23 protein-coding genes are annotated in these 25,606 nt (G+C 38.0%); 13 read left to right on the top strand and 10 right to left on the bottom strand.

What is annotated here, in order from left to right:
- Positions 1 to 26: 26 nt before the first annotated feature.
- Together ACRD69_RS12390 and ACRD69_RS12385 are read right to left on the bottom strand one after the other, a co-directional pair.
- Positions 27 to 1,313 carry a KamA family radical SAM protein gene (locus tag ACRD69_RS12390; protein WP_430815410.1) on the bottom strand — a complete coding sequence of 429 codons (1,287 nt, stop codon included), beginning with the start codon at positions 1,311 to 1,313 and terminating at the stop codon, positions 27 to 29.
- A gap of 215 nt (positions 1,314 to 1,528) precedes the next feature.
- Positions 1,529 to 3,301: a methyl-accepting chemotaxis protein gene (locus tag ACRD69_RS12385; RefSeq protein WP_430815409.1), complete on the bottom strand. Its 1,773-nt coding sequence runs from the start codon at positions 3,299 to 3,301 to the stop codon at positions 1,529 to 1,531.
- 126 nt (positions 3,302 to 3,427) lie between these two features.
- Between ACRD69_RS12385 and ACRD69_RS12380 the strand changes: the two genes are divergently transcribed.
- Positions 3,428 to 4,435 (top strand): substrate-binding domain-containing protein, encoded by a 1,008-nt coding sequence (locus tag ACRD69_RS12380; RefSeq protein WP_430815408.1) that lies wholly within the window; start codon positions 3,428 to 3,430, stop codon positions 4,433 to 4,435.
- Between the two features lie 3 nt (positions 4,436 to 4,438).
- Here the strand turns inward: ACRD69_RS12380 and ACRD69_RS12375 are convergent, their stop codons facing one another.
- The 6 genes from ACRD69_RS12375 to ACRD69_RS12350 all read right to left on the bottom strand — a co-directional run bounded on the left by ACRD69_RS12375 (position 4,439) and on the right by ACRD69_RS12350 (position 10,330).
- Entirely contained in the window at positions 4,439 to 5,395 is a 957-nt protein-coding gene (locus tag ACRD69_RS12375) for a PfkB family carbohydrate kinase (RefSeq protein WP_430815407.1), read from the bottom strand.
- Between the two features lie 77 nt (positions 5,396 to 5,472).
- Positions 5,473 to 6,015 carry a hydrolase gene (locus ACRD69_RS12370; RefSeq protein WP_430815406.1) on the bottom strand — a complete coding sequence of 181 codons (543 nt, stop codon included), beginning with the start codon at positions 6,013 to 6,015 and terminating at the stop codon, positions 5,473 to 5,475.
- A 2-nt stretch (positions 6,016 to 6,017) separates the two neighbouring features.
- Positions 6,018 to 7,538: a phosphohexomutase domain-containing protein gene (locus ACRD69_RS12365; protein ID WP_430815405.1), complete on the bottom strand. Its 1,521-nt coding sequence runs from the start codon at positions 7,536 to 7,538 to the stop codon at positions 6,018 to 6,020.
- 2 nt (positions 7,539 to 7,540) lie between these two features.
- Positions 7,541 to 8,155: an SIS domain-containing protein gene (locus ACRD69_RS12360; RefSeq protein WP_430815404.1), complete on the bottom strand. Its 615-nt coding sequence runs from the start codon at positions 8,153 to 8,155 to the stop codon at positions 7,541 to 7,543.
- Positions 8,156 to 8,330: 175 nt separating this feature from the next.
- Positions 8,331 to 9,275, bottom strand: a complete 945-nt coding sequence (locus tag ACRD69_RS12355) for a tRNA-dihydrouridine synthase (RefSeq protein WP_430815403.1) — start codon at positions 9,273 to 9,275, stop codon at positions 8,331 to 8,333.
- Between the two features lie 17 nt (positions 9,276 to 9,292).
- The gene (locus ACRD69_RS12350; protein ID WP_430815402.1) at positions 9,293 to 10,330 is read right to left on the bottom strand and encodes an amidohydrolase family protein; all 1,038 of its coding nucleotides are present in this window, start codon (positions 10,328 to 10,330) and stop codon (positions 9,293 to 9,295) included.
- Between the two features lie 300 nt (positions 10,331 to 10,630).
- Between ACRD69_RS12350 and agaR the strand changes: the two genes are divergently transcribed.
- The 6 genes from agaR to ACRD69_RS12320 all read left to right on the top strand — a co-directional run bounded on the left by agaR (position 10,631) and on the right by ACRD69_RS12320 (position 15,713).
- Positions 10,631 to 11,413 carry a transcriptional repressor AgaR gene (agaR, locus tag ACRD69_RS12345; protein WP_430815401.1) on the top strand — a complete coding sequence of 261 codons (783 nt, stop codon included), beginning with the start codon at positions 10,631 to 10,633 and terminating at the stop codon, positions 11,411 to 11,413.
- A 148-nt stretch (positions 11,414 to 11,561) separates the two neighbouring features.
- Complete coding sequence (yaaA, locus tag ACRD69_RS12340; protein ID WP_430815400.1) at positions 11,562 to 12,338, top strand: peroxide stress protein YaaA; 777 nt, start codon at positions 11,562 to 11,564, stop codon at positions 12,336 to 12,338.
- A 177-nt stretch (positions 12,339 to 12,515) separates the two neighbouring features.
- Positions 12,516 to 13,229 (top strand): hypothetical protein, encoded by a 714-nt coding sequence (locus ACRD69_RS12335; protein WP_430815399.1) that lies wholly within the window; start codon positions 12,516 to 12,518, stop codon positions 13,227 to 13,229.
- A gap of 274 nt (positions 13,230 to 13,503) precedes the next feature.
- Complete coding sequence (locus ACRD69_RS12330; protein ID WP_430815398.1) at positions 13,504 to 14,262, top strand: 5'-nucleotidase C-terminal domain-containing protein; 759 nt, start codon at positions 13,504 to 13,506, stop codon at positions 14,260 to 14,262.
- A complete protein-coding gene (locus ACRD69_RS12325) occupies positions 14,252 to 15,163 on the top strand; it encodes a bifunctional metallophosphatase/5'-nucleotidase (RefSeq protein ID WP_430815397.1) in 912 nt (303 codons plus the stop codon). The genes ACRD69_RS12330 and ACRD69_RS12325 overlap by 11 nt, the downstream gene beginning before the upstream one ends.
- Complete coding sequence (locus ACRD69_RS12320; protein ID WP_430815396.1) at positions 15,156 to 15,713, top strand: hypothetical protein; 558 nt, start codon at positions 15,156 to 15,158, stop codon at positions 15,711 to 15,713. The genes ACRD69_RS12325 and ACRD69_RS12320 overlap by 8 nt, the downstream gene beginning before the upstream one ends.
- 49 nt (positions 15,714 to 15,762) lie before the next feature.
- Here ACRD69_RS12320 and ACRD69_RS12315 read toward each other — a convergent pair whose 3' ends face one another.
- Both ACRD69_RS12315 and ACRD69_RS12310 read right to left on the bottom strand, forming a co-directional pair.
- Entirely contained in the window at positions 15,763 to 16,227 is a 465-nt protein-coding gene (locus tag ACRD69_RS12315) for an Lrp/AsnC ligand binding domain-containing protein (RefSeq protein ID WP_262327816.1), read from the bottom strand.
- Positions 16,228 to 16,464: 237 nt separating this feature from the next.
- Positions 16,465 to 17,760: a mechanosensitive ion channel family protein gene (locus ACRD69_RS12310; RefSeq protein WP_430815395.1), complete on the bottom strand. Its 1,296-nt coding sequence runs from the start codon at positions 17,758 to 17,760 to the stop codon at positions 16,465 to 16,467.
- A 136-nt stretch (positions 17,761 to 17,896) separates the two neighbouring features.
- Here ACRD69_RS12310 and ACRD69_RS12305 point away from each other — a divergent pair, with 136 nt between their 5' ends.
- The 6 genes from ACRD69_RS12305 to ACRD69_RS12280 all read left to right on the top strand — a co-directional run bounded on the left by ACRD69_RS12305 (position 17,897) and on the right by ACRD69_RS12280 (position 25,503).
- On the top strand, positions 17,897 to 19,177 hold the full coding sequence (locus tag ACRD69_RS12305; RefSeq protein ID WP_430815394.1) for a M64 family metallopeptidase: 1,281 nt from the start codon (positions 17,897 to 17,899) through the stop codon (positions 19,175 to 19,177).
- Between the two features lie 12 nt (positions 19,178 to 19,189).
- Positions 19,190 to 20,185: an L-glyceraldehyde 3-phosphate reductase gene (gene mgrA, locus ACRD69_RS12300; RefSeq protein ID WP_430815393.1), complete on the top strand. Its 996-nt coding sequence runs from the start codon at positions 19,190 to 19,192 to the stop codon at positions 20,183 to 20,185.
- 345 nt (positions 20,186 to 20,530) lie between these two features.
- The gene (locus ACRD69_RS12295; RefSeq protein WP_430815392.1) at positions 20,531 to 22,384 is read left to right on the top strand and encodes a hypothetical protein; all 1,854 of its coding nucleotides are present in this window, start codon (positions 20,531 to 20,533) and stop codon (positions 22,382 to 22,384) included.
- 104 nt (positions 22,385 to 22,488) lie between these two features.
- On the top strand, positions 22,489 to 23,607 hold the full coding sequence (locus ACRD69_RS12290) for a sensor histidine kinase (protein WP_430815391.1): 1,119 nt from the start codon (positions 22,489 to 22,491) through the stop codon (positions 23,605 to 23,607).
- A 10-nt stretch (positions 23,608 to 23,617) separates the two neighbouring features.
- Positions 23,618 to 24,712 carry a histidine kinase gene (locus ACRD69_RS12285; RefSeq protein WP_430815390.1) on the top strand — a complete coding sequence of 365 codons (1,095 nt, stop codon included), beginning with the start codon at positions 23,618 to 23,620 and terminating at the stop codon, positions 24,710 to 24,712.
- Positions 24,713 to 24,723: 11 nt separating this feature from the next.
- Positions 24,724 to 25,503, top strand: a complete 780-nt coding sequence (locus ACRD69_RS12280; RefSeq protein WP_430815389.1) for a LytR/AlgR family response regulator transcription factor — start codon at positions 24,724 to 24,726, stop codon at positions 25,501 to 25,503.
- Positions 25,504 to 25,606 lie beyond the last annotated feature (103 nt).

The following is a 25,606-nucleotide window of genomic DNA, read 5'->3' as shown; positions in this document are numbered from 1 at the left end:
CTTCTTCCTTTTTTATTTCAGTATCATCAGACTGTTTGCTTAATGTTTGCCGGTTCAACCGGTTTAAGCTGATCAATCCAGGTCGCATGCTCATCGTAATGCATTAAAAATGGTTTGTACGATTCTTTGTAATCGCGATGACGTATGTATTGAATCTGGAAGTATTTTTCCCCATTTAAAGGATTTTCAACGATACCCATAACCTGGGCTTTACCCATAGCCGCTGACATGGATGGTCCTGTAACAGTTTTGGCCAGACTTGAAGTTGTTCGCATGGCATCAGTGTAAATATTGTAGGCTTTAGCCAGAGGAACCTGGAAATATTCATAGGGTCCGGTCTCCCGTTCAATAAACATGTAATAAGGTACCATTCCCATATTAACCTGCTGTTCCCACATGGTTGACCACACTTCAGCCGAAGCATTAATATTATTTAATAATGGGGATTGGGTTCTGATCTCCGCACCGGTAGCACGTATATTATCAATGGCTTCGGCCACTGCACTATTGGACATTTCCTGGTAATGATTAAAGTGAGCCATTATTGACAGGTGAATACCTTTGTCGACAATTCGTTTAAACAAGTCAAGCATCTCCTGCGCCTCTTCGTTGTATTGAGGTAAAAATACAAATGGCCACCAGGTTAATGACTTGGTACCAAACCTTATGGTACGTAAATTTTTAATATCAGCATTAAAAATGGTATCGATGTATTTACTGATTGTTCTGGGACTCATGATCATTGGGTCGCCACCAGTAAATAAAAGCTCGTGCAGGTGTTCGTGCTGTTTAAAGTACTGACATACCTGGTCAATTTCCTTCATTGAAAACTGCAGGTCCAGGTCTTTTACAAATTGTGGCCAGCGAAAACAAAATGTACAATTGGCATGGCATGTTTGACCCTGTGTTGGAAAAAACAAGGCAATATCACGGTACTTATGCTGCACTCCAGGTAGTGGTGTGCCATTTAACGATGGGATATTTGATTGCTGTTGGGCCGGATGTGGATTAAGTCCCAGACGAATACCATTTGCTATTGCCGTGATTTCCTGTTCTGACTTCCCGTTTTCAACTGCCCATTTTACTTTGTCATAATCCTCGGGCCTTAACATGTGTTTGTTAGGGAAAGTAAGGATATAGCACGGGTCAGTTTCATAATTGGTCCAGTCTATCAGGTAATCAACTACATAATTGTTGGCCTTGAACGGTAAAACCTTTGAAACAATTTCAATTTCCTGCTTCACACTTTCCGGAAGCATTTTTATGTATTCAATCTGTCTGAAATTCTTAACGTTGTAACTAAATATTTTCATATTAAAAACTCTTTCTATTGGTCCTTATCAATAGCAACATTGATTAGAAAGAATTGTTTTGTGTCAATATTTAGTTTGTGCCAATAAACTTTCAAGAAGGAGATTGAAGGCATAAAAAAAACGATGCCGATCAGTTGATCAGGCATCGTTTTATTTTTGTATCTGAGTTATGATAATTTAGTAGCTCTCTGCTTCCTTTATCATCCTTTTCAGATTTATACGGATTTATTGTTGTCAAATAATTTAACAGCCTCTTCAAGTTGAAGTGATAATTGTTCAAGCGAGTGTGCTGCATTATTAATAGCATCTGCACTTGCCGCATTTCGCTGTGTGATCTGGTTCAATTGCTGAAGCGCACTGTTAATTTGTTCGACGCCACTTAACTGTTCCATTGAAGCTGTTGAGATTTCTTTAACCAGGTGTGCCGTTTTTTCAATTTCAGGGGTAATGGTATCCAGTTTATCCCTGGCGATGCGTGATGAATCTTTTGTTTCCATTGAAGCCGATGTTATCTCATTGGCGGCTTGTTGACTGCGTTCCGCTAATTTTCTTACCTCTGCGGCAACCACAGCAAAACCTCTTCCTTCCTGACCGGCACGAGCTGCTTCAACCGCAGCATTAAGTGAAAGAATATTGGTTTGCATAGCTATGTCACTGATGATGCTGATCTTTTCAGCGATCTCTTCAATGTTGTCGCTTGCTATTTTAGATGCCTTATTACTATCGGCAATACCCTTTGAAGCCTGGTTGGCAATTTTCTCAGTTGTTCTTGAGTTATCGGTATTTTGCTGAATATTGGCAAACATCTCTTCCATCGATGAAGACACCTCTTCGGCTGATGAGGCCTGCTGAGTCGCACCATCAGATAGTTCATTGGCTCCATTGGATAACTGTGTACTGGCACTTACTATTTCAGTGGCACTGCTTGTAATTTGTTCAACCATGTTTTTGAGGTTGGTAACCATTGTGTTAAGTGCGTTCGAAAGTTTCCCTACCTCGTCATTACGGTCAGCAATGAACTGTACTGATAAATCTCCTTTGGCCAGTCGTTGAGCTTGCTCAATGCTCCGTTCAACCGGTTTGGCAATAGCTTTTGACAAAAAGAATACCAGGCTGAACCATAAGACTAATATGGCAATTAATGAGTAGGTTAGTATATGGCGTTGCATGGAGATTATTTGCTCACTCTGGTCCCCCATTTTCATCATCATGTCCAGGCCAACGTCAGCTGTTGCCCCTACTTCCCACATGATGCTCTTAGCTAATTCAAACTGCTTTAATTCTTCTGTTTTAAGCTGTCTTAACGAGCCTAAATAGTTACCCATGGACTCAAGCGCTTTTTCAATCAAATTACTTTCACTTGAGTTTAAGTTTTTAGTACTGAGCTTATTCTTTATCTCGTCAAAAATCTCTGTGATCTCTGTGATGTTGCTATAATCCAGCCTTACATCGTTATTGTAAACCTTAAGAATTAGCTTAGAAAAAGCCTGACTTGCCTGTTTGGCGTTATAGCTGTTTAATGCGTTTATTTGCTGCAGGGCATCCAGGTAATCGATTTTATTTTTCGAAGATTCAACTAACAGGGCATAATAAGAAGATGTTGTTTTTTGATACAGCTCAACCTGGTTGATAAGCAAAGGCATATCAACACCTGCATCGGTCATTATTTCAAGGTCGTTATTTAGGATCTCCTTAATTTCACCCAGAGCAGTTGCCATTTTTTCAAAGCTCTTTTCCGCCCTGTTTTTGTAATAGATGTTGCCTGTAAAGTCATAGGAGCGGGCAAATTCACGAGTTTCATGCCAATAACGGTCTAGTTTACCAGCTTCACGGACGATGGGTATATAGGTATTGGTTAGTTCTTTGACTCCCTTATTGATATTCAGTAAGTTGATGAATAGTACAATGCCAATCACTATTATTACCGACATAATAAGAGCAAAACCGCTCCCGATTTTGGAGCGAATTTTAAGATCTTTCCACTTCATACTTGTTGGTTGTTTTTAGTTGCAAATACGTTACGAAATATGTGAAAAAAATCATGTTTTAAAAATATTATTGTCATAAAATATTAATTTTAGCGCTTAAACCTGTCATTTAAAATCAATTTAAATATGCGCAACATAAAATTTCCAATAATTTTTTGTCTTGTTATTTTAATTAACGCCTGCCAATCTGATTCGTCTGTAAAGCTTGGATTTCTTTATTCTACATCAGAAACGGCTCGCTATAACAAGGAAGCTGACTTTTTTAAGGATTATGCACAAAAGCAAGGAGCCACTGTATATGTAGAGCATGCTAATGGAGATGAAGCGACTCAGTATCAGAAAGCGCTTGAAATGTTTGATAAAGGTATTGACGGGTTGGCCATAATCGCTGTCAATGCCAATACCGCAGCTGCCATTGTGAGGGAAGGGCGGGAGCGAGGAGTTAAAGTGCTGGCCTATAACAGGCTAATCAAGAATTGTGAGCTTGATTTTTTTGTGTCTGGTGATAACTTTGAGTTGGGTAAAATGATGGTTGAAGAGATCATTAAGGTGAAGCCATCTGGTGATGTGATTATTCTGGGAGGTGATAAATATGACAGAAATGCAGTAGGATTAGCATCTTCCATTCATAAGAACCTTAAGCCACATATGGAGTCGGGTAATATTAATTTATTGTACGATACCTTTGTTGAGGACTGGAGTGGTGTTAATGCTGCTTACGAGCTGGATCAATTTATTTCATTATCGGGACAGGTTCCTGATATAATATTTGCAGGCTTTGACGGAATAGCAAATGGTTGTATTGAAGTACTTGAAAAATACAATGTCGATAAGCCGGTTTATATTTCAGGACAAGATGCAACTATTAATGGCGTTAGGAATATAGTTGCCGGTAAGCAGCAAATGACGGCTTTTCATCCCTTGAAAGAATCTGCCAGCCAGGCTGCTGAGGCAATGCTACTGTTAGTGTCGAATGATAAAAAGATCAATGATCTGATCAGCGGTACGACAAATAATGGCCAGATTGAGGTGCCTACTTTAAGAGTGCCATCAATTGCAGTCACCAGGGATAATGTAGACCAGGTTCTTATTAAGGACACAGGCTTCTATACCTACGAAGAGATCTATGAGTAGTAGTTAATTACTTGAAGAAGCAATGCGGCGTTCAACTTTAGAGGCAAAACTGCTTTTAAAGTGAACGTCAACATAATTGTCAATGCTCATGCATACCTCTGATGAGAATTCAATGGCATATGCCGCCATATGAACCCAGTCGTCAGCTGACAATTTAAGTTGGTCATTTTCTTTCAAAATATTGAAGTCAAGCAATGCCTTAATAATGCCTGCATTAAAATTATCACCAGCTCCAATAGTACTGACCGGATTGATAATAGGTACTTTGTAATGATGGTGGTAGGCATTGCCAAAAGTATATACGCCTCTTGAGCCAGCTGTGATAACCAGATTGTTGCAATGGGCAGCAACCTTAGCATATACTTCAGTGGGATTACTCAGCTTAAAAATATTTTCAAAATCTTCATTACTCCCTCTTACCAGATCAGCAATACGAAAATTCTCTTCAATAACCGGAATTAACTTTTCACGGTTTTTCAGGTGGTGCTTCCTGAAATTAGGATCATAAATAATTAACGCCCCATTGTCTTTAGCTACTTTTAAGTACTCAAGCAAACGGGGGCGAATGGCTGGATTTAAACCAAAGTAAGAGCCAAAAATAACAATATCATTTTCATTAAATTCAGGTATGTCTCCTACCAGGCGTTGTTTGGGATATTCTTTAAAGAATTCATATTCAGCATCGTTGTTTTCATTAAGATAGGCCAGTGCCAAAGCGGATTTGCCCTCGGTAAAGCGGCAAACGTAATCCGTGCTCAATTTATTATCGACTAAAAACTGCATGATGTTTTCACCGACTTTATCTCTGCCAATTTCAGTTATGAAATTAACCGGTACATCCACACGGGCTAAGGAAACCAGAGTGTTTAATGCGCTTCCTCCTGCTTTAGCTGCAATAGGTTGATGATTTTTAAAGATGATGTCTAATACCGTTTCTCCAATCCCAAATATTCTTCTCATACTCACGTCTCTTCCAATATCCCAATAAAAAAAGCCACCTTTAAAATAAAGGTGGCTTGCAAAATATGTAATTTCAATTACTTAACCAACTTGCTGATGGTTTTAAATGCATCAGAACCAGCTACCCGACACAATTCGAAAAGTATTGATTCGTAGCTTGTGATAATAATGCCTTCTTTACGAAAACGCTCCATAGCAATACGTTTGTTTTCTTCAGTACGGGAGCTAACGCAGTTTTCTACTATAACGGGGGTAAAACCTCTTTCTTTAAGGTCAACAGCTGTTTGCAACATGCAAATGTGAGTTTCCATACCTGCCAGAATAACAACACGTTTAGTGCTGGTCTCCAGAGCTTCCATAAAAGCAGGGTCATCGCAGCAGCTAAAAGCCAGTTTTTCAAAATGCGGATCTTCTTTTACTAATTCCTCAATGCCGGCAATGGTATCACCAAGGCCTTTTTTGTATTGTTCAGTTACTAAAAAAGGAACATCAAGAGCTTTTAATCCCTGAACTAATATTTTGGTATTATTCTCAAGCTTTTCGTTTTCGTTGATATGTGGAAACAAGCGTTCCTGAATGTCAACTACAACACCAATTACATTCTCCTTTAATAATCTCATTTCTATCTGTTTATTAATGATTTTAAGTCTAATTGTTCAAAGGTTTCAAAAAATGAAACCAGTTCTTTTGCTATCATTTCAACGCCACCTTCGTTATCCGATTCAATGTTGAGCGGAATAACTGGGTCGTGCAAGGATAATCGAAGAAGAAACCAGCCTTTGGTGCCATTGTCAACGCTTACCCTTACGCCTTCGTAATTATTAGGTACAAGATCCCAGCCATTCTTGGCAGCAGCCAGGTGTCCCAGTTCGCTAATTACCTTTTCGCCATAAGCTTTAAAATCATCGGTAATGATATTGATACGAAATTCTTTACTTTCGGCCGGAGCAGGCATTTTCTCGATAAGTGAGTTTAAGGATTTACCTTCTAGTTTCAACTGGGCCATTTTGATGACGCACTTGGTAACAAGGTAGGCACCATCATCTAAGAAAAAGTTCTCTTTTAAAGCGGCATGGCCTGAAGTTTCAATCGCTAACCACGATTCTTCTCCTGTTTCATTCAAGCGAATGGCTTCGTTAATAACATTTTTATAACCACGTTTGAAACGGTGATGTTTACCTTTTAACACATCGTTGATAAACCATGCTAAACCATCTGATGTAATTGAATCGGTTACTACGGTTGAGCCTGGGTGTTCTTCATTAACGATGGCAGCAGAAAGAGCCACCAACTCATTTCTGTTTATTGGTTGGCCATTTTCATCAACAATAGCGGCGCGGTCAACATCAGTATCGAAGATAATACCTAAATCGGTCTGGTGCTTTTTTACAGCATCACAAATGGATTTCATTGCAATAGCATCTTCCGGGTTGGGTACATGGTTTGGAAATTTTCCATCAGGTTCAAGAAACTGGCTACTGCTCACATCGGCACCCAATACTTCAAGCACCCTATTGGCATAAAAGCCTCCTGCACCATTACCGGCGTCGACAGTCATTTTAAAGCCGCTAAGAGGTTGCTCATAATTATCTTTGGAATTGACTTCTTTTCTGATTTTCTCAACTAAAATATTCGAATAAATGTCAATAAAATCCACTTCATTGACCGAACCATGTTTCTTTTCTGATTGATCAGGCAATGACTCTGCTATGTCAAGAATAGCAGTGATATCGTGTTTTTCCAGACCTCCCTCTGGTGTGAAAAACTTTAAACCGTTACGGTTGAAAGGCAGGTGACTGGCAGTTAGCATTACACCTCCGTGTGCATTGAATGGTTCAGTAACAGTGGTCATGAACATAGCTGGCGTCGAAGCCATGCCACAGTCCATTACTTCAGCACCGGCATTGACCAGTGACTCAATAAAAGCAGCTTTTAACTCAGGACCAGATAATCGTGAATCCATACCAACTGCAATTTTTACAGTATTACTGTTTGTATTGCGTTCAGACAACCATTGGTAAAAGGCAGTGCCCAGTTTGGCTACAATAGTGGTATCAAGGTTTACTTCCTGACCGGCAACGCCAGTTAAAGCAACACCGCGAATGTCAGAGCCATTCTGTAGTTTTTTCCAGTTAAATTCCATAGTTACTTGTTTAGTCCTGCTGCTTCGCGCGATTTATGTCCAAGGTAGCCACCATGGTGTCGTTTCGCATAATCAGTATTGGAGAAATTTATCTTTTTCATGAGAAGAACAACCAATACGTCGCCAATAACAGTCATGGTAGTGGTTGATGTAGTAGGAGTTAATCCCAGGATACAAACTTCTTTCGGATTACCAGTGCTGATGCATACATTGGCTTCCTTTGCAAGAACAGATTCAGTATTACTGGTTATAACCACAATTGGGATATTAGGACGAAGGCCACGGGCCAGATCAATTAATTCAATTATTTCCCTTGTTTTACCTGAGTTAGAGATCATCAGTAAAACATCATTTTCCTGAACAACCCCAAGATCTCCATGCTGGGCCTCGCTTGGGTGCAGGAAACAAGATGGAGTTCCTGTGGAGCTGAATGTCGTTGCCATGTTAATAGCAATTTGTCCGGCTTTACCCATACCCGAGGTGATAAGTTTGCCACCCTTTTCGTGAACATATTGATGAATTAAATCAACAGCCTTAATAAAATCATCGGTTGCAGGAATATTACTTACCGCCTGCGCCTCATGTTCTAATATGCTTTTTATGTCTTCTAAAACCATGGTTGTATTTTTTTAGGCTACAAATGTACCATTTTAATTACGAATTTATTTTGAGCTTTATCATTGAAAAGCGACGTTACAGGTAGTTTTTAATTTTTGATCATATAAAAGATCTTCTTGTAGATATTGGTTCGTGAGAATCTTAATAGATCATATTGCAGGTATTACGAGCATTCTAACTAACCAGGATTCTGAGCTGTTTTAGCCAATCCTGGTAAATGTCGGGTTTGTTGTGCTTTTTTAATTTGCGTAAATGTCGCTTTAGATCCTGATTGATGCTTAACGGATAATGCCAAAAAGTTAGCAGATAATTGAATGCCTGGTTCCAGTTTGTATAATGATCAGTTATAAGGTGAAAATAATTCTCATGGAGGTCCATTAATTGATTATTATGCTTGTGTTTAAGAATGGAAGCAGGTAAGGCCGGGTGCATCAGTAATCCACGTCCCAGCATAAGGCCTTTGACAGAAGAAAAACGATCAATAATAGTACAGGCATCAGCATGGCTGTTAATATCGCCATTTGCTATTAACCTGTGATCGCTTAAGGAGCACAAAGTTTCAAATTCGTCCCAATTAACATCTCCACTATATTTCTGAGTTACCAAACGTGGGTGAATTATTAATTCTTCTATTGGATAATCGTTTGCCAGTTTAACAATTGTTCTGCCTTCTTCAATATCATTAATGCCGAGCCTGATCTTTAAGGATAGTTGCATATTCTCTGTTTCGGAATAAAAGCTTTCCAATAGTTGTTTGACCAATTCAGGTTTAGCCAATAATCCACCGCCTTTGTCGCGCTTAACCAGCATTGGAAAGGGGCATCCCATGTTTAAGTTGATCTCATGATAGCCGAGGGAGCGTACCTCATTGGCAAAATCAATTAAAAACCGGGGGCTGTTACTTGCTAACTGAGGAACAATTCTCAGTTTTTTATTGAACGATGGTAGTAACTCCAAATGTTTATTTAGGTTGTTAAGGCTGGTGTCGGCATCGTCAAAAAACGGCGTGAAATACTTGTCCATATGACCAAAAGTCATGGCATGAGCTTTTCGGTAAAATGAAGTCGTGTAGCTTTGGAGAGGAGCCATATATAATTTCACAGGCGTGTCTGATACCATGTTCGTAGCTACTTGTTTTAATACGTTTTTAAATTCAATGCGGGATAAGTTTTTATGGCGTTGCCGAAGTATATTTTATTAATCACTTCTTTTGGGAGACCTAATCCTTTAAAAGAACCATTTACTTCCCATGTATTCTGAGTGTTGGTTTGAGTGAAGAATTGCCATTGACTGATCCATCGTCTTTCAAGTTCCCTTATCTGTTCTTCTTCGCTTTTATTGTCTGTAAATACCATGTCGGAGCCATAAATCAACCGATCCTGATACTTAATCATAAAGTCATAAACTTTCTGATGGTCGCTGATAGCCTGATGTTGAAGATGACAAACTCGTTCTGCCAGATCCATATTCATATTCGGATATTTATCGAGTCTTCGGGCTATTTCATCAATACTATATTCGCTGCTTCCCAGATGGGCACCGATAAAGTTTAGCCGGGGATGATCAGCCAGCATTTGATTACAGGCATTTATCTGATCAGCATGACCGGGCATGTCTGGCTGCAGGTTCATATGAAATTCAGGATGTGAAGAATAATATTTTTTATCCGATTCCACAGTCATTTTATCTAAAGGGAGCCAGCAATTCAGCGGTTCACCAAAATGTCCGAGTAAAGGAAATTTAAGATTTTCAAGACACTTCAGGAGTGGAGTAAAAACAGCATTGTCAATCATTACAAGGCTATCATTGAAAGAAATCTTCATTCCTACATTCTTCCAGATCTTTACACCGATGGCTTTGTTTTTTATCGCCTGTTCAAGCTGTTGACAGGCTTTTTCAATAACATCCGGTGAAATGTTTTCTTTTAAAGGAACTGCACCAATATATGAGTAAATGTCCGGGCTTTTTTCTTTATGAAAACCGGCAATCTTTTTTTGTTCGGAAAGTTGCATCCATTCATCCTCCATAAAATCTACATTGATCGAAACAAGGTGCATGTTATTCTTTTGGGCAAAACGAATATATGCTTCATTGTAGGTATAATAATGAAGGTGAGCGTCAATTTTTTTGATTGAATAAAAATCGTTCATTGAATAGGATGATTCCTTTTCCATATCTCGCATTTCTCAATAAATTGTTGACAAATTAAACAAATAAAAGTCAGGAAAATTGGGAGTCACTTGTTTTTTCAAATTACAGTTTGCGTATCCTTAGTTTATCATTTGGGTGTCTTTCGAAAAATCAGCATTTGTAATGATAAATAAGTAATATGGCTTTTTGATAAGATTGTTTTAGTAATGAATGATAACTTAGTTGCTTTCATATGCTTGCTTAATGATATTTTTACTTATTTTGTAAGAAAAAGCGCAGTGTTATACTGATCAAACACTGTTTGATAAGAAAAGAATGTTAAGATGAATGATTTTGATCCGAATACTACAGTTGGCCGTCGTGGTTTAATTCTTAAATTATTAGATGAAAAAGGCCAGGTGAATGTTCATGAGTTAAGTGAGCAATTTAATGTAAGTGAGGTTACCATCCGAAACGACCTCACTCAGCTGGAGCACAAAAACCTGTTGATAAGGGCACGGGGCGGAGCTATCAAAACCGATAAGGTGACTCTTGATATGAAGCTCTCAGATAAAAAGGTGAAAAATGCCAAAGAAAAAGAGGCTATAGGTAAGCGAGCGGCCCGCCTTATTGAAGAGGGTGATACGATTGTGTTAGATAGCGGAACGACAACTAAAGAAGTGTCGACTCACTTAAGTAAGTTTAAAAATCTTACAGTGATAACGAATGCTTTAAATATCGCAGGTCCACTGGCTGAGCTGGAGCAGATAAATGTGATTATGCCAGGGGGAGTAATGCGTAAAAAATCCTTGTCTTTGGTTGGTTCTATCGCACAAAACAACTTTAAGAATTTCTTTTGCGATAAATTGTTTATTGGTGCTGATGGAATTGATGTAAACCTTGGATTCAGTACCCCTCATCTTGAAGAAGCAGCCCTAAACAGAACCATGCTAAAAATGGCTAAAAAGGTTATTCTGGTTATGGATTCAAGCAAATTTAAAAAGCGAAGTTTGGCTGTAATAGGTCAAATAAATGAAGTAGATATATTGGTTACCGATAAAGGCATTACAGAAGAGGATAAGGAAAAGCTCCTGAATGCCGGAGTTGAGGTAATAATTACAGAATAATATTTTCTTAGAGTGAGTTATTGAAAAGGGCTGCGATTGTAGTCCTTTTTTTGATTCAGCATCTGAACCATTAAATTTCATTACTGTTTTAAACTGAGATTCGAAAGTTATATCAGATACAGATTTAGAGTTAAAAACAAATAAGAGTATGCATATCATTATATCACCTGCCAAGTCATTGGATTATGAAACCCAGGCGCCACAATTGACATTATCGGATATTCGATTTCCGAAACAGGCAAAGACCATTGCTAAAGAATTAAAGAAGAAAAAGCCTGAAGAACTGATGTCTTTGATGAAGATAAGTTCACAGTTGGCTCAGCTTAATTATCATCGATTTCAGCTATGGCAATATCCTTTTAAGGAAGATGAAGTAAAAGCAGCACTCTTTGCTTTTAAAGGCGACGTGTATAATGGCATAGATGCTTATTCATTAAATGCTGAGGAGATTGCTTTTGCCAATGAAAAGTTGCGAATGCTTTCAGGCTTTTATGGACTGCTGCGTCCTCTGGATGGTATTATGCCCTATCGATTAGAGATGGGAACCAAATTAAGGGTTGGTAATAATAAGCACCTGTACCAGCTATGGGGTGATGAGATTACCAAATTGCTGGAGAAGGATATGAAAGAACAAGGGTCTGATGTGTTGGTTAACCTGGCTTCCAATGAATACTTTAAGGTAATCAATAAAAAGGTATTTAAGCAACGAGTAATAACACCGGTATTTAAAGACTGGAAGAATGGAGAGTATAAAGTTGTAAGTTTCTTTGCCAAAAAAGCACGTGGTTTGATGACCCGCTTTATCATTCAAAATCAGATTACATTGGCTGAAGATCTGATAGCCTTCAATGAGAGTGGTTACTATTACAAAGCTGATCTGTCAAAAAAAGATGAATTGGTGTTTGTACGTGATCACGAAGGTTAAAAAGAATCAGTGTGTTTGATTGCAAACATTTTTTTTAATAACTTTTTAGATGACAAACGACCGCTTTACACTTTGACTTGTTGAATGATGAATGTAATGTGGGTTGCCCAGACATTGTTGAAAAGCCTCTAAAGCCCATCAATTAAGTCGAGAGTTTAATTTTTAAAACACACATCTATGAGTTCTAAAAAAATTATTTTGCAAAGGTATGGGAACCTTCTGAAACAGGAATCATTGGTAACCATGCAAGACAAGATCCTTCCAAATACATTTGTATTGGAAGCACCAGAGCCTTTCCCCGGCTATTTTGGTTATTATAGCGATATTCCTTCTGATTCGAAACCATTGTATATTTATTTGGTTCTAAAAAAATTATATACGCTTGAGGAGGTAACACGTGCTACTCAGAACATTAAAAAGTATTTTAGTTCTGATTTTAATGCCGCGGCAGGTAATGTGCACCTTTATAACAAGGATTATGATGTAATCCGGGTACGACATCTGGATTCGTTCAATGAGATTATTGATTTGCAAGCCGGATATAGTGATGAAGGGATAGAGTTTAAAAAGAAACCAAAGAATATTACAGGTCAGGCTATCATACGCCTGAAAAAATTCTTTACCCTGGAGGAGATTGAAGAAGGGGTATACTTTGATTTAGACGAGAAAGATCATGGTTATTTTACCATTCCTCATAAATTACCATGGAAATACTTTGAAGACTTGACCAAGAAAGTAAAGAACAATTGGGATTTCAGTAAGTTTGATGCAGCCGTCGGACATTTTCACCAGAATTTTGGTGTTGTTGATATGGTGCGTATATATAATCCTAATATTGACAGGGAGTATTTAATGGGAATAAGAAAGTTATATCTTGATCGTATCAAGTAGTAATATGTAATTATTAGTGCTATAGTAGACAGATTATGAGAATGATATACTAGTTTGCAAAGGACACTATGATATATTAGTGTCCTTTGTGTTTGATTTAAGAAGATGTGTCGTTTTCAGTATTAATTACAATAAAGCGTTCTTAGTTTTTTTGGTGTAAGTAGTATCTGCATCCTTTCTAACCGAAATTTCATGACATTTTAACAATATTATTGAAACCTTTTTGTATTCTTGTGCCTTATAATATTAGATGGTTTAACCCGTAAAATAATCGATGAAATATATTAATAGGCAGATTATCAGTGTTTACATTGTCTTTGTGGTTTTGTTGTCCGGATGCCAAAACACTGATTATAGAATAGAAAACAGTTCGAGCAAATATGTAATAATAGACAGTTTGGTCGGTGAGAGTGATGGATTGGAAAAACTAATTCAGCCTTACCGTGATAGTTTGCAGGCTGAAATGCAAAAAACTATAGGAGTGGCAGAACAAGAATTAAGCGGGGGATTTCCGGAAGGCTTACTGTCTAACTTTGTAACAGATTTGGTTCGTCGGCAATGCAATAGCCTGAATAGTTTTGAACAGGTAGATGTATGTGTTGTCAACGTAAAAGGACTACGTGTACCTTTACAAAAAGGTAATATCACAGTTGAAAATATTTACCAGCTGATGCCATTTGAGAATGAAATTGTTTATTTGACAATGACAAATGAGCAGATGAAAGAGCTGTTTAACTTCATGGCCAGTGTTGGAGGCGATGGGATATCTGGTGCGTCATTTGGAATTAAAGATAGAAAGGCGATTCATATAAAAGTTAACAATAAGCCACTTGAAGACAGAACATATATTGTGGCTACGTCCGATTATCTGGCAGATGGGGGTGATCATTTCGCAGTGTTTAGTAAAGCTTTAAAGCGGGAAGGTACAGGCTTAAAGGTGCGGGATGCCATAATTCAACATATCAAGCAACTATCGGCTGAAGGTGAAAAGGTAAATAGCGAACTGGATAAAAGGATATATTATGCAGAGTAGAAGAGATTTTATTAAGAAGACCATGCTAGGTGCATCTGCAATAGGTTTAAGTCCTTTGTTAAATAGTTGTGCCTCATCCAATGCCCGTTTGACCATTTTACATACGAATGATGTCCACAGTCAGATCGATCCATTTCCAGCGTCTCATTCACGATGGCCTGGGCAGGGAGGATTTGCCCGCAGAGCCCAATTAATAAGCAATATCAGAGAAGAGCAGGAGAATGTTATTTTACTGGATTGTGGCGATATTTTTCAGGGAACACCCTACTTTAATATCTACAAAGGGAAGCTTGAGATTGAACTGATGAATAAAATGGGCTATGATGCCGCCACATTGGGTAATCATGAATTTGATAATGGGATTGATGCACTTGCAGGCAATGTTAGAAGAGCTGATTTCCCTTTTATTTGCAGTAACTACGACTTTTCTAAATCGGTATTGAATGGTTTGACCATTCCCCATAAGGTCATTGAAAAAGGATCGTTAAAAATTGGCCTGATAGGTTTGGGCATTGAATTGGCAGGATTAGTGAATCCTAAATCATATAAAGAGGCTGTTTATCTGGAGCCTGTTGAGCTTGCAAACGAACTGGCTCATCAATTAAAAAAGGAGGAAAATTGCAATGTTGTTATTGCTCTGTCACACCTGGGATATAAGTACAGGGATGCAAAAGTGTCAGATGTTGTGGTTGCCCGGAATACAAGAAATATTGACGTAATACTTGGCGGCCATACTCATACGTTTATGGATGAGCCGGATCGGATTGTGAACCTCGACGGTGATGAGGTGATTGTTAGTCAGGCCGGCTGGGGAGGTCTTCGCCTGGGGCGTCTTGATCTTACTTTAACAGCAAATAATAATAAATCAGTAGCTTTGGTCAATTCAATTTACCATGTCTGAAACAATTATTTTAAGTAAAGAAGGAATAGGCGTTTTAAGTAAACGCTTTGAAGGTAATGAGCACTTTGAAAGCATTGCTCTGCCTCGTTTAATTTTTATTAATGCTGTTAGGCAACAACTAAGTGCTCATCATGATCTCCTTTGGAATGTTAAGTTTTCACTTGTTAATCGATCCGAAAACTGTGTAAGCATATCATTGGTAGACGATAGAAAAAAGTTTCATTTCTTTTATGTGATACCATTAAGCTTGCGATTAAATGTTCACTTGTTCCTTGGTGATAATACGTTTAATTTTTTCGAAGCTCATCCTGTTTTGTTAGATAAAGGTGTATTTAAGGATGGCGAATACCCTGTGGAAGCAACGATGAATACATTGCCGCATCTAATTCTTAATGGTCACAGTGATAAATTTGAAATGGGCGTTTTACATCAGAAGGTCTTAAGCGGGGACGATGTTAAACAATCGAGTTTGTATAGGCTGTTAAGTCAAGCATTCGAAAGATTTAATCCCGCCTTGTTTGATATTATTAATGGTACTCATCAGCTATAAAAAAAGGCTCCCGTTGTGGAGCCTTTCATCTATATCTTAGATTCTGGTATTAATCAATAGGTAATTGTCTTTTGAAACTTTCATCCAGTGAGATAATCGTTTCTGTAGCTGAGATACCTGCTATTGCCTGAAGCTTATCGTGTAAGATGCGTTTCAGATGCTCGTTACTTTTGGCGTATATTTTGATGAAGATAGCGTACTGGCCTGTTGTGTAATGACACTCAACGATCTGTGGTACCTCTTCCAACATCTTAACAACTTTATCGAACAAGCTTGCTTTCTTTAGGAAGATACCCATAAAAGCACAGGTGTGATAACCAATTTTGGCAGGATTAATAATAAATTCTGAACCTTTAATAACTCCCATGTTCATCAAGCGCTGAATGCGTTGGTGAATAGCTGCACCTGAAACTTTACATTCACGTGCTACTTCAAGAAATGGAATTCTTGCATTTTTTGTGATAAGTGATAAGATCTTCTTATCTAAACTATCGATTTGTAAACTGGTCTCCATGCTCTATATGACAAATGTTAGGATTCGTAACTAATTATACTCTTTTATTAATAGTTTGGTACGAAAATAAAACATTATAAGTAAATATCCAACGGAATTTAACAGGCATCGTTGCAATTGTTTATATAATCCTTTTAAATTCAAACCATAGCAAAGTTCTTAAAAACTACTAATTAACAATTAATTACAAAATGTACCTCTTTTTAATTCATTAATACCTGCTACAATTTATAACGATTATAAAGAGGGATTGCCATAATTCGCCAGATTGATATCAGCGCCGCTGGGCAATTGATATATTTTTAAATCAAACTCACTAACAACGGCAAGTATATGATCAAAAATATCAGCTTGTATTGATTCGTAATTGGCCCATTCCTGGTCTTTGCTGAAAGCGTAAATTTCAATGGGTTGACCTTTCTCTGTTGATTGTAATTGCCTGACCATGAAAGTCATGTTGTTGAGTGTCATTGGATGTTCGCGCAGATATTCTTCCAGGTACCTTCTAAATAAACCAAGGTTCGTCAGTCTGCGACCATTAGCCAGGCTTTCGGATGCTGATTGTCCTTCGATAAGCGCATTATGATTTACTATTTCTTCTTCTTTTTGCTGGATGTACTTTTTAAGCAGACGAATTTTCTTAAAGCGCTCGATCATTTCAGATGAACAGAACTTAACTGTTTGCATATCAATATTGACAGATCGTTTAATACGACGACCTCCCGATTGCTCCATTCCTTTCCAGTTAATAAATGAGTCTTCCACCATTTTGTAGGTAGGAATGGTTGTAATTGTTTTATCCCAGTTTTGAACTTTTACAGTGTTAAGTGAAATGTCTATCACTGTTCCATCTGTTTTATAAGTAGGCATTGTTATCCAGTCGCCGTTGCTTACCATTTTATTGGCTGATAGTTGAATACTTGCTACGAAGCCGAGTATGGTATCTTTAAATATCAACAGTAAAATGGCTGCAGTTGCGCCAAGCCCTGTCAATATTTTTGAGATGTCAATTGTAAATAATATGGATATAATGACAATGCCTGTTAAAAAGGAGGCAGCTATTTGTATAATTTGAATCATGCCTTTTATAGGGCGCTCTTTGGCATACGAAAAGGTGTTGTAAATGTCATTGATAACAGCCAGCAGTGCAATAAAGGCCCATAATATAATAAAGACAATAATACTGCTAACTATTTTTTGCAGATGCATAACAATGTCGGTGTGGCCAAAGGGCTCAAATATAATACCCAGCATGACATAAATGATGACAGCAGGTACCAGGTTCGCAATTCTGCTTAATACATTTCGGTCAACTAAGAGGTCGTCATACTTAGACTTTGTTTTTCGAATGACCTTCTCAAGAGCTTTGGTAATGAATTTCCGGGTAATAAAGTTGGCAAGCCAGCATACCAGAAGAGTAACACATAGCCATAAAGCCGTTAAAATGTACTTAATGTAAAGATCAGTAACCCCGGCAGAAGTTAGTTGCTCAGTGAGCAGTTTGCTTAATTTATTTAAGTTCACGACATCCATAAAGTATAATTTCTGATTTAGTGTTATAAAACTAGTATAATTGTAAAGAATAATATTCTGTAATAAATTGGCAGTTGTAAAAAGGATAAAAATTACCCTGATACAACACCAGTACAATATAATGTAATTTCATTTTATGAGAACAGTAATTTTTGGAATCATCAGTTACTTGCTGTTTGCTGCCTGCAGCAATGCACAGACTGACTTTGATAAATACTTTGAAAATCAATCGATGCGGGTTGATTTGATATTGGGTGGTAATAAACATATGCAGTCAGTCTATTTATTAGAGATAAAGCAAGAGCCATTTTGGGGCGGTTCAATAAATAATCTTGTTGATGAGCTGGGATATGGCGAATATCATTTTACGATCAGAAATAAGGAAAGTGATGAGCTTATCTACTCAAGAGGGTTTTGTACGCTGTTTGAAGAGTGGCGAACAACCGAAGAAGCTAAATCTATTAATAAAGCGTTTTATCAGACCGTAACTTTCCCATACCCAAAGGAGGAGGTTATATTCACATTGAATGAGCGCAGGAAAGATGGAAGTTATAATGCTTTACTCACCATGGTCATTAATCCTGATGATACGAATATCAGGAAAGAAAAAGTACCCGACTATGAGGTTGTTAAACTTGTTGATAATGGAGAGCCTGCCAATATGGTCGATTTGACTTTTATTGCTGAAGGATACCAATTGGATGAGATGGATAAATTTAAAGCCGATGTAAAAAGAATGGCTGATTATATTTTATCCATGGAGCCTTATAAATCACAACAGCATAAGATCAATTTCTGGGCTGTTTGTTCTCCTTCAATAGATTCGGAGGCAGATAATCCGAGGAGGGATAAGTGGGTAAATACGGCTGTTAATTCTTCGTTTAATACCTTTTATATTGATCGTTACCTTGAAACAGGCGATGTTATATCCATTCGTGATATAGCAGCGTGTGCCCCTTATGATCATATCTGTGTTCTGGTTAACTCTGATAAGTACGGAGGAGGAGGTATTTATAATCATTTTTCAATAGGTACTTCTGATCATCCGAGTGCCAGGGAAGTTATGCTGCATGAAATCGGGCATGGTTTCGGGGGGCTGGCCGATGAATATTATACTTCAGATGTAGCTTATCAAAATTTCTTTGATTTAAATGTGGAGCCATGGCAACCAAATATCACTACATTGGTTAACTTTGATAGTAAATGGAAGCACCTGGTAGATCCATCAACACCAATTCCAACCCCGGTGAGTAAGAAATATGAAGATGTTTCCGGGGTATTTGAAGGAGGCGGATATGTTGAAAAGGGCGTTTATCGACCGGCAGTTAACTGTCGCATGAAAACCAATGAGGCTGAAGGTTTTTGTCCTGCCTGCCAGGCAGCTTTAACGAAAATGATTGAATTTGTAACTGATTAAAATACGATAATAATGGATTATTTGGCTTCAACTAACAGGTACGACAAAATGCTATACAAGCGATGCGGACGTAGTGGTTTAAAATTGCCGGCCATATCTCTGGGTTTATGGCATAACTTTGGTTCAGAGGATGTCTTTAGTAATGCGCGTGATATTTTGTTGTATGCTTTTGATAACGGAGTGACGCATTTTGACCTTGCCAATAACTACGGACCTGTTCCAGGGTCAGCTGAAGAAACATTGGGAAGGGTTTTGAAACAGGATATGAGAGCCTACCGCGATGAGTTGGTTATTTCCACCAAAGCAGGTTACCTGATGTGGGACGGTCCATATGGGGAATGGGGTTCGAAAAAGTACCTGGTTTCAAGTCTTGACCAAAGCCTGAAACGTATGGGGCTGGATTATGTGGATATTTTCTACCACCATCGTCCCGATCCTGATACCCCACTTGAGGAAACTATGGCGGCACTGGATTTAATTGTTCGTCAGGGAAAGGCCTTGTATGTGGGACTATCAAATTACAGTGCAGAACAAACGCAGAAAGCCGAATCGATTTTGCGCGAATTGGGAACGCCCTGCCTCATTCATCAGCCACGTTATAATATGTTTGACCGGTGGGTTGAAAATGGACTAACAGAGGTGCTTGATAAGAGGGGAATTGGATGTATTCCGTTCTCACCATTGGCACAGGGGCTGCTCACTGATCGCTATCTGAAAGATATACCGTCTGATTCACGAATGGCTAAAGCACATTTTCTTAAAGAATCGGCTTTAACGGAAGAGAAGAGAAACGCTATTGTTACTCTAAATGAAATGGCACAAAAGCGCGACCAATCACTGGCTCAGATGGCTATAGCCTGGTTGTTGAGTAACAAAACAGTGACATCGGTACTGGTTGGTGCGTCATCATCACAACAATTGGCAAACAACCTTGCAGCATTGAATAACCTTGAATTTGCAGATGAGGAATTAAAAGCCATTGATGATCTTTGTAAGCCGGTTTTATAATTTTTAAAGGATCATCTGATAGCACAATATTGAGGCTGTCCAAAGTAAAATAGTTTTCTCGCCAGGAATGCAAAAAAAGAAAGTATGCAAAGTCCGTAAAGAAATGAATATAAGGTCATATACTTTGCGGATTTTGCGTGTTAATTAGCGCGCTTTGTATAAAACTTATATGACGAAGAGCCTCTTTTTTTAAGCTAAGACCGGATAAATATTCTTCCGCTTCATTACTTCTACAATTCACTACATTTTTAATACAACTCACTACTTTTCGTTTTTCTTAGGGGAAGTCTTGTTTTAATATTGTATTGTCAAATAATGTTTATGAACAACTAAAACAATATACCTATGAGAGCAATATTTACACACCGGACCCAATTAAGTGTAGCTGTTTTGTTGGCTGTATTTTTATCATCAGTGTTTCAAACGGCAATGGCGGATGACAACAAGCATAAGAACCGAAAGGCAGAGCGAGTGAATTATGACGAGATGCGTGCAGAGTATCGCAAAGTGCGTGAAGAAGTTCGCGAAGCTGTTGCTGAGTTCAGGGCAGCAGACTATCGTAAGGAGGTTAAAATAAGTACGGCATCGTCTGACTTCCCGTTTGATTTAAAATACAAAGGTGTTATTGAGTTATCGGAGGATAATAAGATGATTACCGGAATATCGGCTAATGGTTTTGTAGAGATTAATAAAACAGCTTTTGGTAATAACAGACGCTTATTTATTCATGCAGATGATAAAGGCACGATTACATATGAATACTATGTTGGTAAAACAGAAACAGCTTTTGATCCTGAAGGTAAAAAGTGGTTGGCAGAAGTGTTGCCCGACATTGTTAAAAGAAGTGATTTGGGTGTTGAGTCGCGCGTACGTCAGTTATACAGTAAAAAAGGACTTAGAGCAGTATTGGATGCGATGGAAGACCTTCCTTCAAGCTCAACGTATAGCTATTCGAGTGAATGGAATGTGTTTACCATTAAAACATCATCATACAAATCAGGAAGTTCGGCATCTAAAAATACATTCCTGAAAACACTGGTGTTTGATAATCAATTGAAAAACCAGGATATCGTTCCTGTGTTAAATGAAATTGAAGAAGTCCGATCCAACAGCACAAAAGGCACTTTGATCCGTCATATTCTTGAAAACTATAAATTGAATACCGAGCAGCTGGCAGCTGTGCTTGATGCTACTTCAACCCACGACTATAATACGGAACGCGGATCGACTTTACGTATTTTCAACAAATTCTATACTGATGAATTTGCAATAAGAAAAGGGTATTTCGACATCATTGAGGAGATGGAGATCAACTCTGAAAAAGGAAATGTATTAAAGCATCTGGTAAAGAACAAGAAATTATCTAATGACAGCTGGGTGAGTATGTTGCATGCTATTGATGACTTTTCATCAGAACGGGAAAAAGGTGCTTTAATGTTGTATCTGATTCCATACTTACCAAAGGATGAGGTGGTAATGGATGCATTCAGAGATGTTTTGGATGATATGTCTGATAGTTACTATATTTTAAAAGGTGAGATCACAACAGCCTTGTTGGATGCAGCGCTTGAATCGGGTAAGCGAAAAAGCGATAAGTCGACATTACTGAATTACCTGGAAACAGCTCGTGGAATTTCTTCAAACAGTCAGCGTGGATTGATCTTGCGTAAGGCCAACCGTTTGTTTATTAATGATGAAGAAGTGGTGGATGCTTATTTTGAAACACTTAATGGCCTTGACAGCGAGATGGAGATGTACAATGTATTGCTTGATCTATTGAATAAAAACAAACTTGAGGAAGCGGCCATGTATCGTTTGTTAAGAACGCTTGATCGTTTAGTAGGCGATTTTCAGCATGGAGCAGGAGCTGTTATGCGTCAGGTGGTAGCTCAGTTCCCATTGTCCGAGACCAACTATAACCAGTTTTTCCGTCTTGTTAACCGCATGGATCAAAACAGTACGATAGAAGAGTTGTTGCGCTACGTGATTGATAGCCCGGCAATGAATGAAACACTGGCGGCTAAGGTTATCGAGTGTACACAACAAATTGATGTTGATGTTGAAAAAGCAGCTGTATTGGTAAGGCTAAGTCCACACGTCAATAATAAGAACTCATCAACGGCCTATATATTTAAGTCGATGGCGAAAGACCTGGAGTCAGAATACGAAAAGAATCGTGTACTGCGTACTTTGAGCTAATATATATGGAGAGATAAAATAGTCTTAATTAAGACTATTTTATCTTTTTTTCATTGACATATACCTTTTTGAGATCTAAATTAATCCATTAACTTAGTATTTCAATGACAACCAACACCCAATTATACTCTTCAAAAAAACTGGTAACACAGATACTGGTCAGTACTTTATATGGTGTACTGATTTTTTTGTATTTGTATTACAGTGAAAATGGCACCCTACCGGTGCTGTCTGAACATGTTGATTCCATATCCTTTTTTACCCTGAGTTCCTGGCTGATATTTGGTATTCTTACCTTATTGACCAGGCTTTTAAATGTTATTTATCCATGGATAAAAGGGATGTCTTCGCGCTTCTTAATACAGTTTGTGTCGAATACGATTGTTGCGGCATTATTTCTGTGGGTATGCGTAAAACTATTGATAGCCATTAAATACGGGAATATTTCCTTTGCTCTTTTTATGGAGGAAAAAGGAGATGCAACCATTAAGTTTTTCATTATTTTCATGCTTTCCAACCTGGTATTCATTCTTGTAGATCTATACCAATATTCGTTCACCAGTTTTATACAAGCCAATATTGAAAGTGAAAAGATGGTGCGAGAGAGATTGAAGCTGCAGTATGAAATACTTAAAAGTCAGTTGAGTCCGCATTACCTGTTCAATACGCTCAATACAATCGCATCACTTATTCATCGCGATGCCTCGACCACCGAAGGCTTTATTCGCAAGTTTGCACAAACATTCAGTTATATTCTTAATAGTCACCAAAAGGAATTGGTTTCGGTCAGGCACGAGGTTGACTTTATTAAAGCATATTACTTCTTGCTTCGTATTCGGTTCGAAAAGGCTTTGGAGTTAAACATAGAGCTCAATAACCAGGCAAATTCAAGTTATATACCTCCCATGACCCTGCAGTTGCTTGTTGAAAATGCAGTTAAGCACAATCACTTTTCTGAGGAAAAACCCTTGAAGATATGTATACGTTCCAACAAAAACAACGGCATTGAAGTGGTCAATAATTTTGAACGAAAGCCCGGTTTTATTGAAGTTGATAATCAATTACTCAAAAAACCGGAACGACACGTATCGCACAAAATAGGTCTTGAGAATATTAAAAAACGATATGCTTATTTTACCAAACAAGAGGTTGAAATAACAAAAGATGAGTCGTTTATGGTAGTATTGCCATTGTTGTTAAAGCAAAAGCTTATCAGGTACTAAAGAGTTTGGAATGAAAACATTCACAATAAATAATCAGCAAAAGTGGCTACGTTTTCTGCTACCATTCCCATTAGGTGTGGTAGCTTATGTTTTAATATTGCTGGTGTTTGATACACTTAATCAGTTTAGTTCTAATTTTTTCAGCCAGGAAGTAGCCGTTACAACCATGCTGACGTTTATTCTGTTTGAGAGTTTACGTGCATTGCTGAAATTGATAGATAAGCGTTTTCCGCTGATGGAAAAGCTTAAAACGAATGCAGAATCAACTGTTGATTCAAAGGAAATAAGTCATTCAATGCGCATTGTCCTGATTCCTTTTATATGCCTTGTGTTGTCGGTTCTTCTTATTAGCCTGCTGGTGGGTGTGTATTTCAGGTTCGTTTTATTTATTAGTGATTTTGGCACCGAATTAATTGTATTTAACAGTGTATATGGTGTCATGGCAATACTTTATGCCATCATTCATGTGAGCACATCTTTTTTAGCTGTTCATAAACAGATACATTACAAACAGGAGAAAGATCTGAGAAAAGGCATGGAGACTGATTTGGAAAAGTTTAAAATGCAGATAAACCCCAAATTGCTTTATGACGGATTGGAGAATTTAATTTCAATAGTCCACTCGCAGCCTCGACTGGCAGAACACTTTGTCAATCACTTATCAAAAATTTACCGGTACAACCTCGATAACCGCCATGTTGAGTTGGTTGAACTTCAACAGGAATTGCAGCTCAGTCAGTCATTGTTGCATATTTTAAATGTGAAGCATACCAACACCATTACCTTTGAAGCCCGTTTATCTGACGACTGGATGTATCGACAAATAATACCATGTACTTTATCTTCTTTAATTCAGGAGTTAGTTAGTCGCTCTATTATTAACGAATATCAGCCAATGCATATCATTTTGGAGGGCAAAGGCGATAACCTGACTTTTAGCTGTCGTCATAATCCTAAAATTGGCTTAAATGGAAATAGTGACTGGAATTTAACGCTCATTAATAAGGCTTATTCATTTTTCAGCGATAGAAAACAACTGGAAATATCCTATAACAATCAACAAATTCACATCAATATACCTTTATTTGAAATAGAGGAAGAATAATCTGAACCACCATGAGAGTACTAATTATTGAAGATGAAAAACCGGCTGTAGATAACCTGAAGCACCTGCTAAATCGTTACGATAGCAATATTGAAGTTGTAGGTGAACTTGATTCCATTGTATCAAGTGTCGAATGGTTATCAAATCCGCTTAATACTGTGGATCTGATCTTTATGGATATTCATTTGTCAGATGGCTTAAGCTTTGAAATTTTTAATAAAACGCAGTTGAATTTGCCTGTTATTTTCACCACGGCATATAACGAGTATGCTATTCAGGCTTTTAAGGTCAATAGTATCGATTATCTGCTAAAGCCGCTCGATTATGATGACTTGTTCAGAAGTATGGAAAAGCTCGAAAGTTTGCGCGAAAACCTTTCATCAGCCAGTCAGCGATTGAAGCTTGAGGAGCTAAACGAGGCTTTGCTGCACTATAGAAAAACTTATAAGGAACGCTTTATGGTGAAGCTGGGTGAGCGCATTAAGTCTGTTACATCTGATAAAATTGTGCTTTTTTATGCCGAAGGGCGTAATGCTTTTATACTAACAACTAAAGGTAATCGTTACATCATCGACTTTAAGTTAGAGGAATTGGAGGAAATGCTGAATCCTGCTACATTCTATCGCATCAGTCGCTCCTTTATAGTCAATATCAATCATATTCAGGATGTGTTGGTTCACTCAAACAGCCGCCTGAAAATACAGTTTGAGCAGGCATTCGAAAAGGAGGTGGTCGTCAGTCGTGAAAAAGTATCTCACTTTAAAAACTGGTTTAGCGGGGCTGGGATATAGTATGTTTGGATGTTCGATGTTACGATGTGGGGATATTGGGATGTAAGATATACTGTTGCAATACTAAATTTTGATCATTCCACAAATACAGTTTGACAAAACA

This window comes from Carboxylicivirga agarovorans (assembly GCF_050589845.1).
GTDB lineage: Bacteria > Bacteroidota > Bacteroidia > Bacteroidales > Marinilabiliaceae > Carboxylicivirga > Carboxylicivirga agarovorans.
Note: the sequence above shows the minus strand (reverse complement) of the source record. Positions and strands in the feature narration are given on the sequence as shown.